The 15394-nt window shown below is 71.2% G+C and carries 9 protein-coding genes; 5 read left to right on the forward strand and 4 right to left on the reverse strand.

The genetic code is table 11. From position 1 onward, the window contains the following. Positions 1-878 precede the first annotated feature (878 nt). Together E1165_RS02450 and E1165_RS02455 are read right to left on the reverse strand one after the other, a co-directional pair. Complete coding sequence (locus E1165_RS02450) at positions 879-1295, reverse strand: cellulose binding domain-containing protein (protein ID WP_132387227.1); 417 nt, start codon at positions 1293-1295, stop codon at positions 879-881. A gap of 470 nt (positions 1296-1765) precedes the next feature. After that, entirely contained in the window at positions 1766-2158 is a 393-nt protein-coding gene (locus E1165_RS02455) for a cupin domain-containing protein (RefSeq protein ID WP_132387229.1), read from the reverse strand. 48 nt (positions 2159-2206) lie between these two features. Here E1165_RS02455 and E1165_RS02460 point away from each other — a divergent pair, with 48 nt between their 5' ends. The 3 genes from E1165_RS02460 to E1165_RS30615 all read left to right on the forward strand — a co-directional run bounded on the left by E1165_RS02460 (position 2207) and on the right by E1165_RS30615 (position 4385). Next, positions 2207-3121, forward strand: a complete 915-nt coding sequence (locus tag E1165_RS02460; RefSeq protein ID WP_243704553.1) for an AraC family transcriptional regulator — start codon at positions 2207-2209, stop codon at positions 3119-3121. Positions 3122-3573: 452 nt separating this feature from the next. Continuing rightward, the gene (locus E1165_RS30610; protein WP_371687288.1) at positions 3574-3714 is read left to right on the forward strand and encodes a GNAT family N-acetyltransferase; all 141 of its coding nucleotides are present in this window, start codon (positions 3574-3576) and stop codon (positions 3712-3714) included. Positions 3715-3764: 50 nt separating this feature from the next. Beyond that, the gene (locus E1165_RS30615) at positions 3765-4385 is read left to right on the forward strand and encodes a DUF998 domain-containing protein (RefSeq protein ID WP_165945122.1); all 621 of its coding nucleotides are present in this window, start codon (positions 3765-3767) and stop codon (positions 4383-4385) included. Here E1165_RS30615 and E1165_RS02475 read toward each other — a convergent pair. Continuing rightward, the gene (locus E1165_RS02475) at positions 4368-10469 is read right to left on the reverse strand and encodes a DNRLRE domain-containing protein (protein ID WP_132387233.1); all 6102 of its coding nucleotides are present in this window, start codon (positions 10467-10469) and stop codon (positions 4368-4370) included. The genes E1165_RS30615 and E1165_RS02475 overlap by 18 nt on opposite strands. A 378-nt stretch (positions 10470-10847) precedes the next feature. On the opposite strand from E1165_RS02475, the gene E1165_RS02480 reads away from it, so the two are divergent. Further along, on the forward strand, positions 10848-13598 hold the full coding sequence (locus E1165_RS02480; protein ID WP_132387235.1) for a BTAD domain-containing putative transcriptional regulator: 2751 nt from the start codon (positions 10848-10850) through the stop codon (positions 13596-13598). Between the two features lie 403 nt (positions 13599-14001). Here the strand turns inward: E1165_RS02480 and E1165_RS02485 are convergent, their stop codons facing one another. Further along, positions 14002-14649 (reverse strand): TetR/AcrR family transcriptional regulator, encoded by a 648-nt coding sequence (locus E1165_RS02485; RefSeq protein WP_132387237.1) that lies wholly within the window; start codon positions 14647-14649, stop codon positions 14002-14004. Positions 14650-14784: 135 nt separating this feature from the next. Between E1165_RS02485 and E1165_RS02490 the strand changes: the two genes are divergently transcribed. Beyond that, positions 14785-15174 (forward strand): VOC family protein, encoded by a 390-nt coding sequence (locus E1165_RS02490; RefSeq protein ID WP_132387239.1) that lies wholly within the window; start codon positions 14785-14787, stop codon positions 15172-15174. The last annotated feature ends 220 nt before the right edge of the window (positions 15175-15394 follow it).

Genomic DNA, 15394 nt, shown 5'->3' on the forward strand with positions numbered 1-15394 from the left:
CCGACCAGCCGGTCCGGAAAGCCTGCTGGGCGGGCTGTGCGGTGTCGGATGGCCCGGATCTGCCCTGTCCCGCGACGCCCCACCGGCTTGGTTCCCGTGACTCCATCGACAAGGAGAGTCTGGTCCGGCGGAACGCCGACGCTGGGCACCATGGGCCCGCAGGCGTGGATGATCGGCAAGATCGTCGAGCTGTTCCGATCCCGCCACCCGGACGTCCACATCAACCACCGCGTGTAGGCCTGGACGCGGCCTGGACTCAGGCCGCGTCCAGGCCTGAACCGGGCCGGCCACGACACTGAGCGGACACACCGCCGTTGTCACCGACGGCAGTTCCGGTAGGAACCTGGAACTGGCGCGGCCGCTGTAGCAGCGCGGCAACGCCGTGCTGATCTGCGGACGTGACAACGACCGGCTCGCCGCCGCGCACGTCGCCGGATGCGCCGCGCTCGCCCTCTCAGCGGATTCGACCTGGACCCCGCCCAGGTCGCCAGGTATCTGGCCAGCCGGGCGACCATCGGCGTCGTCAGCGAAGTGGTCGCCGGCACCCGCACCGCCTCCTCTACTGCGGCACCTGACCCGTCCGCGGCGCGTGCCGGCGACCGGTCCCGGCACGCGCCCACCCGACCGGCCGGCATCGACATCGAATACGGCACGGCGAGTGTCGGATGGTTGAGACACCGCTGTCTGGCGCAAGCGGCAGGCCGCGCCCGGCGGCGACCCAGACGAGGCCGGCACGTGGGCGGTCCCCGGGATCGGGATAGATCTTGCCATCCCCCGCAGGATCAGCCGAGCAACTCCGGTCAGCCGCGCCGGGGTTCACGCAAATCGGGCGCTCGGCCAACCAGCGTGGACCCCTGCGGCGCCTTGTCGCGGTCGCGCTACACCGAGGTGCAGGGCATGCCGTTGAGGGCGAAGGCTGTCGGAGCCGTCCCGCTTCCACCGAAGCCCACGGTGGCTTCGGCGCCCGGCGCCAGCGTGGCGATCCAGGAGGCCGGGTGGAAGGTGCCGGTCGTGCCGTTGCGCGTGATCGTGCCGTTGAACCGGGACTCGATCCTGGACGACGTTGGCAGCGTGAATTGGACCGTCCAGTTCGTCAGCGGAGCGGTAGTGGTGTTCACTACCGAGATGACCACCTGAAAGCCCCCGAAGGTGAGCAGATCGACCTCGCAGGTCGGGGCCTCGGTAGCCGCGGGGACCGAAACGGCGGCGGCCGGTGTCGTGGCAAGGGTCGGCGCGCCTGCCGCCGCAAGGCACACCAGCACGGCGAGGGTGGTGAGGATACGGATGCGGTTCATGGTGCTCCTCCGGCAGGGATCGGTGTCCGCCCCATCGTGATCCGGGCCACCACCGCCCGATGGACCAGTTTGACGGGCATCAGGCAGGACCACTCGCGACGGTGATCAGGAGGGCACGCTCGCCCCGGCTGCCACCGCGGAGGCAAGGCCGGCCGCCCGGCGATCGAACTGCCGTTCTCAGGGTGTCGGCTATCGTCGACGGCACCACGAGCACGATCACCCTGCCCGTCAAACCGGGTACGGATGTGACGTGCTCGCCCCCGTCCTCCTACCCCCCGGGACGCCGCCCCGCTACGCCGTCCAGCAACCGTGCCGCACCGACAACCCCGAGCAGATCTTCACCTTCACCGGCCCGGTGCCCTGACCGGGTTCGCGGCACATTCGCCACCGCGGCGCCTGAGCCTGCGCGGGCGAGTGCGGGCGGTCCGGACGGGCTGACGTTTCGTCCCCACGCGTGGGCCGGGGTGGAGTCAGGTCAGCTCGCGGCCTGTGGTGCTGTCGACGTGATCCGGAATAGCGCCGTCGTGGCGGTCGCCGGTTGTGGCGGTGCCGGTGGGTTCGAACATCAGGATGGCGCCGCCCGGTGACGACGGCTTGTGTTCGGTTCCTCTGGGCACGACGAAGACGTCACCCGGCGCGAGGGTCACGGTTCGTTCAGTGCCGTCGGCGTCACGCAGCGCGATGTCGAACCGGCCGTCGAGGCCGAGGAAGAACTCGTCAGTGTCGTCGTGCACGTGCCAGATGTGCTCGCCTCGGGTGTGTGCGACCCGGACGTCGTAGTCATTGACCCGCGAGACGATCCGAGGGCTGTAGATCTGGTCGAAGGAGGCTAGCGCCTCGGTGAGGTTCAGGGGTTTGCGCATGCGTCCAGCGTGCCGGGCTCGGGGTAGCGAGTCTTGTACGTTCTTGATGTGAGCGAGCCGTTGCCCGAGTCGTGCCGGGTCGTTGCTTGGCGGCCGGGTGTCGCCGGAATCGCGGAGGTCTTCCACGCACAGATCGCGCACTACCGGTACCCCAAGCATTGTCACGAAACATGGACCGTCCTGATCGTTGATCATGGCGCTATCCGGTACGACCTCGACACGCGTCACCACGGCGCCGTCGCGGAGACGGTCAGCGTCCTGCCCCCCGGCGTGATCCACAACGGGTACCCAGCGGAACGCTTCGGCTCATTCCGCAAACGCAATCTGTACCTGGACAGCGGCTTTCTCCCGCTGGACCTCGTCGGCCGCGCCGTCGACGCCTCCACCTTCCAGGACGCGAGCCTGCGGGCAGCAATTAGCGCGCTGCACAACCGCCTCGTCGCACCCGACGCACTCGATGTCGAAGCACACCTTGCGCTGATCGCCGAGCGGTTCCGACAACGGCTTCGACGACGCCCGCTGACCGTCCATGAGCCGGAACCCGCCATCGCTGACCAGCTCCGGCAGTATCTCGACGGCCACATCACCGAGAACGTCACGCTTGACCAGGCCGCGCGGTTGCTGGGCCGCAGCGTGCCCCATCTCGTACGAAGCTTCACCAAACGGTACAGCATTTCCCCCCACGCGTATGTCGTCGCAAAGCGCATCGAGGCGGCGCGGAACCTGCTGCTGCAAGGTATGCCGGCGGCGCAGGTCGCGACCGACGTTGGCTTTCACGACCAAGCCCACCTCACGCGTCACTTCAAGCGGCACATCTCGGTCACACCGGCGCGGTATGCCGCCAGCGCCGACAAGGGACCGCAGCATACGAGGGTGCCGCGTGTCGCTGATGTGGCCAGGACGGACCCTCGTCAAGGTCGCTCACAGCGTAGAAGGCTGGCACCGACCCGTCAGGCTGAATGATCACGGCGTTCTCGCCACCCTCAGGCTCCCATGTGCCATCGACGTACTCGTCGCCGTCAGTCATGAACAGGTAGGCCACGCGGCACTCGTCATCACTGTCCAGGCGGAACTGACCGATGAACGTCATCGGCTCGCCGAGCGACCCCGACACCGGCCACTGCGGAGTCCGCAGCCACACCGGATGTCCACCCAGCTTGGTGACCGGCAAGCCGGTCACCTCGCTGCCTGGCTCGAATCGAACTGGACGACGCATGCCCGCAACTCCTTGTAGCTCGTCACGCCCTCAGGTCACCGCTGACACCGGCGGTAGGTTCTGCCGGAGCATAGTGACGCGTCAGGCAGGGTTCGCCCCGTTCCTGGCAGACTGCTCGGGTGATCGTCAGATTTGCGAGAGAGCACGACATCCATGGCTTCCTTGCCTGACGGCCTAGGTGGAGTGCTGGTTCGGCCCGATGGCGGGTGGGCTGTTGTTCGGGACGAAGGCCCAGACCTATCACGTCCAGTGGCTTGTCGTATCTGAGCAGTCACGGGGGAAGGGCCTCGGTCGTGCGCTGATGGCGGAGGCGATACGTGCGGGGCCCAGGCACCGTTGAGGTGGTCACCTTGGGGCCGACCACCCGGGCGCCACGGCTGATAGGCGTATTTGCGACCTCGTTCGTACTCGCCGCGGTGTTCGCCGCCGACCCGGCGCTGGGTTCCGCCCGGCACGCCAGACGCCCCGGCCAGCTCGCTCAGCACGCACGGTGCCATCCACATGCTCAGCGCCGCGGTGGGCTTCATCGCACTCCGCGCCGGATTCCTGTTCCTCGGTCGTTACTTCGCCGCCGAACGCAGGCGGGGATGGGCCATCGCCTCCCGACTCGTGCCGGTTGGAGTCATCGCGGGCTTCGCCGGTTCCTCGGTTTCGGTGCCGTCCATGCCCCACCCTCGCGTCTCCCCCCAACGGAGACTCAAGCCGACTCGCCAGCCAGCGGCCAACCTCTCCACCGCAAGTATGAACCGCCCCGGATCCTGTGGAGTCCCTACAAGAACCGGGGCGGTTCACTCGACAACCTGGTACGCGTGCCGCACGTCGGCTACCACCAAGAACGCGACGGCGTGGACACGCGCGGCGCTGACCGGTTCCGCCACCGTTGAAGGCGAACTCGGAGACGTGTGCTGGCGGGCATCCGCCCGCCGGCTGCGCGGGCCGGGCCGGGCCGGTACGAACGAACGGCCCGGCCCGGCCCGCGGTGTCATCCGACCGTCACCACCGGCCCCGTGACCACTTGGTGTACATGAAGCCGAAGCAGCCGGCGTAGCCCCATGAGCGCCACTTGCCTCGGAACGCCTTGCGGTTCTTGATGGAGTCCGCGACGACCCCGCCGAACGCGCCGTAGGCGCAGGCCTTGCCGTAGCGCTTACCGCGCTTCTTCCACTTGTTGGTGAACTTGTAGAACTTCTTCGCGCCGTGGTTGATCCAGCAGGTGCCGCACCATCGGGTCTTGCCGTGGCCGCCGCTGCGGTTCCAGCACCACTTCCACACACAGATGCGCTTGCCGTCCAGGTCCAGTTTGTTGGCCGGGTCTGCGCAGGTGTACTCGTAGCGGCCGCAGCTGCCCCCGTAGACGGGGTCGACCTGCAGGAACCGTCCGGTGGCGGTGTTGTAGAGCCGGACCCCCATCAGCACCAGCCCGGACGGGGCGTCCGCGGCGCGGAGCTTGCCGCCGAGCCAGCCGTACCGGCGCTCGCCGACCTCGTCGGCCGGGATGCCGTACTCGGACGTCTCACCGACCGTGGTCAGGCCGGCGTCGTCGCCGTGGATGGTGGCGACCACGTCGCCGTGCAGGTTGGTCAACTGCCAACCGACGACGCCGGCGGCGCTGTTCCAGATCCCGGCCAGCTCCGCCAGCCCGGCGACCGGACGGGTGTGGTCGGTGGCGTCTTCCTGCGTCCAGGCCGGAGCGTCCTCGTCGCCGTCGTAGTGGTGTACGGCCGTGACCGTCGCGGCACCCACCGTGTCGGTCCACGAACGAATCCGTTCGCCGTCGACGTCAAGCCGGTAGTCGGTGCTCCGCCCGCCCTGGGTGATCGTGTCCACCAGGTCGGTGACGTGGTAGCCGACGGTGGTCTCCCCGCCGGCCGGGTTCGCGGTGTCGACAGCGGGCACGCTTGTCGTACGGCCCAGCGTGTCGTAGGCGTACCCGGCGGTGGTGGCCCGGTCGGCGGTGTCGTAGCTCCACGTCCGGGTCGCCGCCGGGCTCGTGGCCTGGCAGCCTCCGTCGCCGGCCGGGCCGTACTCGGTGACCGACCGGCGGTTGCTGGCCGCGTCGAAGGCGTACGCCCGGGTGATGCAGGCCTCTCCGGCGGTGACCTGGACCTGGGTGAGCCGGCCGACCTGGTCGTAGCGGTACGCCCGGCGCGACAGCGTGCTCACGATCTCCCGAGCCTGGCCGTGAGCAGAGTGGTTCACCGACTCGCGGAACAGGGTGCAGTCGGTGGCCGCGCAACCCGGTCGGGTGTACGCCACCGCGATCGGCTCACCGCTCGGGTCGACCTGCCGGTTCACCACGACCCCGTTGGGCCAGCTTTCCGAGACCAGGGTGCCGTCCGGGTCGTAGCCGCCGGTGAACAGGCCGGCCTGGCTGTCGTGCACGGAGGTGAGCAGCCCGCGCCGTTCGGCGCCTCCGTCGTAGGTATGCACCCTCGTGCCCCGCCCGTCGGTGCTGGTCGCCACTCGGCTCCGCAGGTCGTACGTGGTGGTCGAGACGTTGCCGTCGGCGTCGGTGTACGACGTCAGCCGGCCCAACGTGTCGTAGCCGCGCACGATCTCGGCGATCACCGTGCCGCCGCTGACCGACTGGGTCCGCACGAGCAGCCCGGTGACCGGGTCGTACACCTTGCGTTCGGCCGGCACGGCAGTGCCGGAGCCGGCTGGCCCGGTCACCGTCGTCTCGTACTCGCGGCCCGCCCCGTCGTACCTGGTGTTGGTGGTCCGCAGCACTCCGGCACTGGTGCGTTCGGTGATTACCCGGGGCTGGTGGAACATGTCGTAGGTGGTAACCGTCGCCGGCACTTCCGGCCCGTCGGCCGGCTGCCCGCCCGGCTGTACCCGGCAGGGCAGGTTCGCCCACTCCGGCCGCAGGTCGCACTCGGGGTGCCCGGAGCCGGCGGTGGCCCGGTAGACAACCGTCCGGCGGGTGGCGGGGGTGTCCGCCGAGCTGCCACCGGCCGCTGTGGTGGTCGAGGTCTCCACCGCGGTGCCCGGGTCGTAGCTGCTGCGCACAGTGTGGGCCAGTCCGCCCGGGTCGGCGGTGGTCGCCGTCGGCTGGCGCAACGACCAGTCGTAGGCGGTGCTGGTGGTGCGCTTGTCCGCGTCCACCTCGACACCGGTCGGCCCCCAGTGCCGGACGAGGTCCTCCCGCGTGGTGACCAGGTGGTACGGGCCGCCGGTCGACGGCGCGCCCTGGTCGTAGGTGTTGCGGGTGAGGGTTCTGCCGAGGACGGTGGCGCCGCTGGGGAGCACCACTTCACGGCGCGGGGCGAGGGTGGACAGCAGCCGCTGCCCGTCGTCGGACCAGACCTGTTCGGTGGAGTGGTCCAGGGCGAGGCTGCTCTCCCGCTCCGGGGTGTCGCCGGGCGCCTCGTTCAACGCCCGGGCCCGGTTGGCGGCGGTCAGCGAACGGATCACGTTGCCGTGCGCGTCCCGCCAGGTGGCCGTGACGTGCCCGCCGGGGACGGCGGTGTTCACCTCGCGGGCGTTGGCGTCCAGGTAGGTCACCGACGCGCGTTCCCAGCTCGACGGCAGGACGCCGGTCGCCGGGTTGCCCGAGGGCACCTGGTCGGCGGGGAAGACCGCCGTGGCGTCGGTCGGCGCCTCGGACTGCCCCCAGCGGGCGGTCTGGGCCGGTGACAGGTCGTACGGGGCGCCGCCGCCGGAGACCGGCACCCGGTAGACAACCGTGTCGGTGGCGGTGCCGGCGGCGAGCGCGGACCGGCTCACCTGGTGTAGCCGGCCGGCGCCCGGGTCACCGGGGATGGTGGTGTAGCGGAATCGCCACGGCTCCTGACCGGGCGGGGTGACCGTGGACAGCACCCCGTCGGCCTGGTACGCGTAGGTCTCCCACTGGTGCCGGACGACGCCGCCGTCGGCCCGGTCCCGCCGGGGGTCCCACCGCGCCCGCAACCGGCCGGCGTCGTCGTAGGCGTAACGGGCCAGCACGACGGTCCGCATGGCGGGGCTGGCCTGGTCCGGGTCCCAGGCGGTGAACGCGATCTCCTTGACCCGGCCGAGGTAGTCGCCCCAGGTGCCCTCCGCGCCGCCGGTGGCGGTGGTGGCGGTGGCGTACCGGAAGGTCAACGCCCGGCAGCCACGGTTCAGCGTCGCGCAGTTGACCCCGTCGGGCACCGGCGCGAGCATCCGGGTCGGGCGCAGCACCTCCTGCCCCGCGACGGTCACCCGCTCCCAGCTCCAGGTGGTGGTCTGGTCGCTGCCCGGGGTGCGGGTGGCGGTGGGCACGTACCGGCCGGCGGCAGCGCCGGTGACCCGGTTGAACGTCACGGCGGTGCCGTCGGTGTCGGTGAGGGTGTACGTGTCGGTGGTCGCGGTGTGGGTCAGCTTCAGTGACGCCATCCCGACCTCGGGGTCGAAGACGGTGGCGGTGCGCCGGGAGAAGCCGACGGTGTCCCCGTCGGTGGTGCCGACCTGTACCAGCGATCCGTACACGGTCAGCCCGGTCCAGGCCGCGTCGGCCTCTTCCACGGTGGCTCCGGACACCCAGCCGGGCCCGAACATCGCCGTGGCGTCCGTCTGGGCGGAGCGCCGGCTGTGGTAGGTGCGGCCGACGGTCAGGTCGCTGCCGTAGGCGTCCACCGACACGTCGGTGTCGGTGACGGAGAGGTCACCGGTGATCAGGTTGACGGTGCCCGGCCCGATCTCCTCAGTGGCGGCGGTTGCCTGGTCCCGGTCGAAGGTGATCCGGATCGCGCCGGACGCGCCGGCGGTGCCGCCGACGAAGGTGCCGCGCAGTTGCAGGGGACCGTCCCGGGGGACCGCCTGCGCGTCCGCACCGGCTAGGGTGGCGGCCACGTCCCAGTTCAGCTTCGGGAACTCGCCGCCGCCGCTGGTCGGCAGCGGCCAGGTCACCTTCCCGCCGCCGGCGGCGACCGTGACGTGCGCGGCGGGGATCTCGACCCACGCGTCGATGTCGGCGCGCCGCCACTGGTAGGTCACCCCGGTGGCTGTGGACCGGCCGACCCCGGTGATCGCGGTCTTCGCCGCGGTGATGTCGCCGGTCTGCGGGCTGGTCACCGCGCCGCCGCCCACCGAGAAGGCGTAGGCGCGCAGCGGCGACCGGTTGCCGGCCCGGTCGCGGGTGCGCACGTAAAGGGTGTGCGGGCCGTCGGCGGCCGGGGTCAGCGACAGGATCACGTTCGCGCCCGGCGCGGCGGCGTTGACGACCTGGGTCGGCGGGTTGGTGTCCAGCCCGTACTCGTAGGCGGCGACATCGGCCACCCCGGCCGCACCGAGGGTGAAGCTGCCGGCGGTGCCGGCGGCCCCGGCCCACTGCCCGGCGGGGTAGGCGGTCGAGGAGACGGTGGGTGACGCCGACGGGGCGATGGTGTCGACGGTGAACTCGCACCACGGCGACCAGACGCCGGCCTCGGCGCCGTCGCTGCCGCGCACCCGCCACGCGTAGCTGCCGCCCTCGACGAACGCCCCGGCTGGGACTGTTGTCGACAACCAGGAACCGGACGCGCCCGGCCCTTCGGTCGCCGACCCGATCAGCGCGCCGCCGACCGCGTGCCACTCGAAGGTGGCGTGCACGGAGGACCCGTCGGCGTCGGTGACCTGGGCCCGTAGCTGCGGGGTCAGACTGGCGATGTACGGCCGGTCAGCGCCGGTGGCGCAGATGGTGGACGGCGCGGTGGCCTGGGTGGTGACCGTGGTCTTCGACTCGTAGGTCAGCGTGACCTTGGGCGGGTTCGCCCCCTCGGCGGAGTGGAACCGTTTCCAGCCGTAGCTGTCGGTCTCGCTGGTGGCGCGCAGGCCGATGTTCGAGGTCTGCCAGCGCTCCTCGGCGGTCTTCTGGAAGGCGAGGGTCACCGGCACGCTGACCCGGCCGGCACCGCAGGAGGTGCTGAAGCCCTTGGTCTCGGTGGAGGTGCCCGCCTTCGCCAGCCAGGCCGGTTGAGCGGTCCACCGGGCGGTGTTGTTGACCGGGTTGACCTGCCAGGCCTCCCATGACCGGGCTGAGCAGGAGTAGGAGTGATGGTTCCACAGGCTGAGGGTCGCCGCCGTCACCCGCTTGTCCCACAGCCAGGACAGGCTGTGGAAACTCAGGAACGACCTGGCCTTGGTGGAGCCACCGTCGTGGGTGCCCAGCTTCAACTCCGTCGCTGTCGACTGGTCGGTGGTGTAGGTGTTCTGCACGAACGCGTCGAAGTTCGGGCCGAGGCTCTGCGACGGGTCGATGATTACCGGGTAGGTGGTGGCCGGGTCGGTGAGGAACTTGGCGTCGGGGGTCAGCACCAGCGTGGACTTCGCGCCGGCGCCCTCGTGTCGTACGCCCACTGCCGCCCGGTGCGTGCGCTCCCCGGAGGCCCGGTCGATCCGGGAGTCCCACATCAGCGCTGGCAGCTGGCGGGCCCTCGTCGCGGCCGCGGTCGCCGCCCCCGGGGTGCGCCAGGGCAGGCGGATCTGCCGGACCTGGGCGGCAGCCTGCCGATTCTTGACCACGAGCGTCTGCTCGTAACCGGTGCGGGTCGCCGTCACCACCAGGTCCACCCCGGGGCGGACCTCCGGGTAGGTGGCGGTGGCGCCGTCGAGGGTCGGCTCGGGCAGCCGGCCGGACCAGCCGAGGCTGGACTGTTGCCCGCCGGTGCCGAGCTGGATCAACTTGTGCTCGCCGGCGGCGGCCGGCCCGGACAGCTTCAGCGCGTACGGGTGTGCCGTCGGCGTCACCGAGCCGTCCGGGTTACGCCGCAGGGTGGTGTCCACGTCGACCCAGCCGCCGTCGTCGCCCTTCACGCGCACCGGCCCGGCGCTGATCTCCGCCTCGACCGCGCCGCTGGGCAGCGCCCAGAACTGGGTGGTTTCGGTGGTCCGGCCGCTGATCAGGACCCGCTTGCCGCTCAGCCGCGCGGTGGCCAGCGCCGCCGGCTCGTCCGGCCGTCGCAGCGGCCCGTCGGGCTCGCTCGCAGGTGCCGTCGGTCCCAGCAGCGGTGCCGCCTGCGCCGGTCGGGCCTGCACCGCCATGCCCAGGCCGGCCGCCAGCACGACGCTCAACGCCGCCGCGATCCGACGGCTGCCACCGCCGGGATGCCCGGCCCTGAGGGCCCGGCCCCATCTTCTTCCCTGTCTAGCCACCACGACCTCCTGGGTGATCCGAGGCGTCTCTCGCCGTCGGTGTGGGCCCCGTCCCGGTGACGCCCGCGCGCCGGTCGGGCGGGGGCGGACGGTTTCCACCCCCGCGTCGCTCACCTGCGCGTTGCCCGGGCGGTCCGCAACACGAGGGGCGGCGGGATCGTCGGCGATGCGGACATCCCCGTGGATCAGGGCAGGCGTCACGGTAGGGACAGTCGCTTCGAAAACCCTTCGACCGGCAGGCCGGGAAACCCGTATCGATGAACGGCCGGCGGTGCTCGGGTGACCGGTGGAAGGCATGCGGATTACCGGCGTGATGACGCGGCTCACAGCTTGGGAACGGGGCCAGCTGATCGAGCGACGATAATCCATAGTGGGGCGATGAACGACCGGAACGGGGGCCGGCGTTACCACCTGTTGGGGCCGGTGACGGTCCACGACGATGGGGTGCCGGTGCCATTGGGTGGGCCCAAACCCCGCACTATCCTGGCCGCGCTCCTGCTGGACGCCAACCGGGTGGTTTCGGAGGAACAGCTCGTCGCCCTCACCTGGGGGGAGACCTGGCCGGCGACGGTTCGCGGCCAGGTGCAGGCGTACGTGTCAGGCCTGCGCCGGCGGCTCGGCGCGGCGACCATTGTTCGTCGCCCACCCGGCTACTTGATCAGTGTGCGGCCCGGCGAGCTCGACCTGCACGACTTCGACGAGGCGGTGGCCCGCGCCCAGCGCGAGACCAGCAACCCGGCCGCGCGGGCCGACCTGCTGCGCCGGGCCCTGGCCCGGTGGCCCGGGCCGGAGATGGGCGGCACTACCGAGTCGATGCGCGCCGCCCGAGGTCCCGAGCTACGGGAACGCCGCCTCGCCGCGATTGAGGAGTGGTTTGACGCCGAGCTTGCCGCTGGGCGGCACGCCGAGATGGTCGGCCCGCTACGGCAGGCGGTGCAAGCCGACCCGTTCCGGGAACGGCTACACGCCCAGCTGATGCTCGCCCTGCACGATTGCGGCCGGACCGCGGAGGCGCTCGACGTCTACGCGGCTGTCCGGGCCCGACTCGCCGACGAGCTCGGTGTCGACCCGGGTGTGGTACTGCGACGAGCACAGCAGTTGCTGTTGCGCGGGGACGATTCGGCGGCCGGCGGGCAGCTGCCGGTCACCGTGCCCCGGCAGCTCCCCGCCGAGCTGCCGGGTTTCGTCGGCCGTGCCGGACAGCTCGCCGACCTGGACGCGGCCTGCGACAGGTCCGGGGCCCGGATCGCCGTGGTCACCGGCACCGCCGGGGTGGGCAAGACCGCGTTGGCGGTGCTATGGGCGCACCGGGCGCACGCCCGGTTCCCCGACGGGCAGCTCTACGTGGACCTGCGGGGGTTCGATCCCGCCGGCCCGGCCATGACCGTGGCCGAGGCGGTCCGCGGCTTGCTCGACGCACTGCAGGTGCCGGCAGGGCGGATCCCGACCAGCCTGGACGCGCAGGTGGGCCTCTACCGCAGCCTGTTGGCCGACCGGCGGATGCTGGTGGTACTGGACAACGCCCGCGACTCCGACCAGGTGCGCCCACTGCTGCCCGGCACGGCGTCCTGTTTCACGCTCGTCACCAGCCGGACCGACCTCGCCGGGCTGGTGGCCGTGGAGGGGGCGGTGCCGGTGCCGCTCGACCTGTTCTCGCCGGCAGAGGCGTGCCAGATGCTGGCCCGGCGGCTCGGCGCGGACCGGGTGCGCCGGGAACCGCAGGCGGTGCGGGAGATCATCGACGCCGCCGCCCGGTTGCCGCTGGCCCTGGCCGTCGTCGCGGCGCGGGCCGCCGGCCGTCCCTCGTTCCCGCTGTCGGCTCTCGCCGCCGAGCTGCGCGCGCACCACCGCCTCGACCGGTTCGACGGGGGCGGTCCGCGCAACGACCTGCGCACCGTGCTCGCGGTGTCCTACCGGACGCTGGACGCCACCACGGCATGGGTGTTCCGGCTGCTCGGCCTGCACCCCGGGCCGAGCGTCTCGGTGGCCGCCGTAGCGAGCCTGACCGGCGTTGACGAAGAGGTGGCCCGCCGGGCGCTGGTCGCCCTCACCCGCGCCCACCTGCTGGACGAGCCGTCTCCGGGCCGGTACGGCATGCACGACCTCCTGCGCGGGTACGCTGCCGAACTGGTCCGCACCCTCGACCACGAGGGGCGGCGGCGGATGGCGACGCACCGCGTGCTGGACCACTACCTGCACACGGCGCTGGCTGCGGATCGGCTGCTGAACCCCCAACGGGACGCGATCGCGCTGGCGCCGCCCCAGGCCGGGGTGCGCCCCGAGACGCCGGCCGATGCCCAGGCGGCGATGCGGTGGTTCATCGTGGAGCACCCCGTGCTCGTGGCCCTCGTCCTGACGGCGCCGGCCGGCTTCGACGTTCACCGCTGGCAACTGGCCTGGGCCCTGGTGACCTACTTCGACCGGCAGGGACACTGGGACGACTACGTCGCAGTGCATCACGCAGCGCTCGACGCGGCGGGACACGACGCGGGGCCGCTGCCCCGGGCGCACGCCCACCGCAACCTGGGCCGCGCCTACAGCCGGCTGCGCCGGCTGCGCGAGGCGGACAGCCACCTGCGCCAGGCGCTGGCACTGTACGGTCGGTGCGGTGACGACGCCGGGGCGGCGCAGGTGCACGGCAACCTGTCCTGGGTGGCGGAGCGTGACGGCCGTTTCCGCGAGGCACTGCACCACGCGCGGGAGGCGATGCTGCGGTACGAGCGGCTCGGCGACCCGGTGATGACCGCCAATGCCCGTAACACGGTGGGCTGGCAGCACGCGCAGTTGGGTGAGCTGGACCAGGCGTTCGACGACTGCCGGGCGGCGTTGGCCCTGCTGCGGGAAACAGGTGACCGGTTCGGTGAGGCGGTCACCTGGGACAGCCTCGGTTACATCCACCACCAGCGGGGCGAGCCGTGGGAGGCGGTGGCCGGTTACCGGCGGGCGCTGGAGCTGTTCCGGGAGGCCGGCGACCTCAACAACGAAGGGCAGACCCTGACCAAGCTCGCCGCCGCGTACGACCTGGCGGGCGAGCCGGCCTCGGCGCGGCGGTCCCGGCAGGAGGCGCTGCGCATCTTCGACGGGCTGGGGCACCCCGACGCGGGGAAACTGCGCGCCGAACTCGAGTGACGTCCCGGATACTCACGAACTCTCCAAGCAGTGGATCGACGGCTGGCTCCGGGACAAGCAGCAGCACCGATCCCCCGCTGGGCGGTGCGGGACATCGACGCCCGAACGAACGGCGGAGCAGTCGGTAGCGGACATCGGCACTGGGTTGCCGACGCCGGCCGCGACCACGCTGCCGACCGGCTTGCGCTGGCCCGCATCAGTCGAGGACTGGACCGCGCCAGCTCCCGCGACTCGCCGCCGCTTGGGTGTCGCGGCCGATGCCGGGGAGGAAGCGTCCGACGCGGGCGGTGTTGGCCCGGCGGCAGCTTCCACCCCCGGAGCGACACGAAGCAGTTGATCCAGGTGCCTGTGCAGCTCCAGCGGGCGGCCAAAGGTCCCCGAGCCGGGCGGGCGGATGTGCCTGTCAGGCGGTGCCGTAGCCGGACAGGGCGGGTTCCAGCAGGTCGAAGGCTTCGGTGGCTTCGGCTGCGATGGTGTGGGCGATCTGGTCGTTGGGGCGTCCGGCGAGGGTGAGGGTTTGTATGCGGTGAAACAGCACGCGGTGGATGGTGCTCAGCAGGCCGGCTGCGGTCTGGACGGTGATGTCGTCGGGGTGGGCACCGGTCGCCTCGGCCAGGGCTCGGGCCAGTTGCTGTTCGCGCTGGTCGTGCAGACCGCGTAGGCAGGTGCTCAGGGTCGGACTGTCGGCGATCATTCGAGCGAATTGCTGGCCGGAGAACCCGGCGACGGGGTCCTGAGCGGCCACGGCATCGGCGAACGCGCGGCGCAGTGCGGCCAGCGCAGACTCTCCTTGGCGCCGGGCGGTGACGGCGGCGGCCAGGGAGGCGGCAAACTGCTCCTGGTGGTCCAGGGCCAGGTCTTCCTTGCGTGGGAAGTAGTTGGTGACCGTCTTCTTGGCCACGCGGGCGGCTGCGGCGATCTCGGCGATGGTCGTCTGCTCGAAGCCCTGGGCGATGAACAGCCGGGTCGCGTGGTCGGAGATCAGTTGCCGAGTCTCCTGCTTCTTGGTCTCGCGTAGCCCTGCGGTCGCGGCGGGTGCGGGGATGGCCATGGAGAAAATCTTACCCTCGTCGCATCTTTATGTTGACACCCTGTAGAACCCGAGTTATAATTACGTCCGTAGCAAGTTTACCACGAGCCCAATGACGCTACGCTACTGACCCGCTCAACCACATCAAGGAGACTCGTGCAGTTCACCGCCTCCACCGTGTCGCTGACCGTTGACGACGTCACCGCCTCCCAGGAGTTCTTCACCGCCCACCTGGGCTACACCCTCCAGCACGCCGCCGACGGTTTTGCGTCGCTGACCCGCCCCGACGCGGTCGGTATCGTGCTGCTAGCCCGAGGCATCCAGGTACTGCCGCCCGAGCAACGCGACCAGCACGCCAGCGGCCTGATCCTGGCCTTCACCCTCGCCAGCGGCCTTCAAGAACAGGAGGAGCGGCTGCGCGACGCCGGCGTCGAGATCACCATGCCGCTGCGCCAGGAGCCCTGGGGCGAGCGCCTGTTCCAGGTCACCGACCCCAACAAAGTCATCGTCCAGTTCGTCGAGTGGGTCACCCCGCACACCGCCTGACATCCTCCCCGCGCTCCCCCGGGCCGGCACCCCGGCCACGAACATCACGGAAGAGAACCTCCTATTGCGCAATCTGGTGTACTACATCGCCACCACCCTCGACGGTTTCATCGCCGGCCCAGACGGCGCTGACCCCACCGGCCCGGACGGCTTCTGGCCCCTGCCCGCCGACTACATCCGGCACATCGCGACCCACCTTTCTCTTATACACATCATAATC

Source organism: Micromonospora sp. KC723, assembly GCF_004348595.1.
GTDB lineage: Bacteria > Actinomycetota > Actinomycetes > Mycobacteriales > Micromonosporaceae > Micromonospora.

What these genes read in the sequence shown, in the direction of transcription:
- E1165_RS30610 (WP_371687288.1), top strand. Translation starts at nt 3,574, where the DNA reads ATGGCGGGTGGGCTGTTGTTCGGGACGAAGGCCCAGACCTATCACGTC.
- E1165_RS02485 (WP_132387237.1), bottom strand. Translation starts at nt 14,649, where the DNA reads ATGGCCATCCCCGCACCCGCCGCGACCGCAGGGCTACGCGAGACCAAG.
- E1165_RS02480 (WP_132387235.1), top strand. Translation starts at nt 10,848, where the DNA reads ATGAACGACCGGAACGGGGGCCGGCGTTACCACCTGTTGGGGCCGGTG.
- E1165_RS02450 (WP_132387227.1), bottom strand. Translation starts at nt 1,295, where the DNA reads ATGAACCGCATCCGTATCCTCACCACCCTCGCCGTGCTGGTGTGCCTT.
- E1165_RS02455 (WP_132387229.1), bottom strand. Translation starts at nt 2,158, where the DNA reads ATGCGCAAACCCCTGAACCTCACCGAGGCGCTAGCCTCCTTCGACCAG.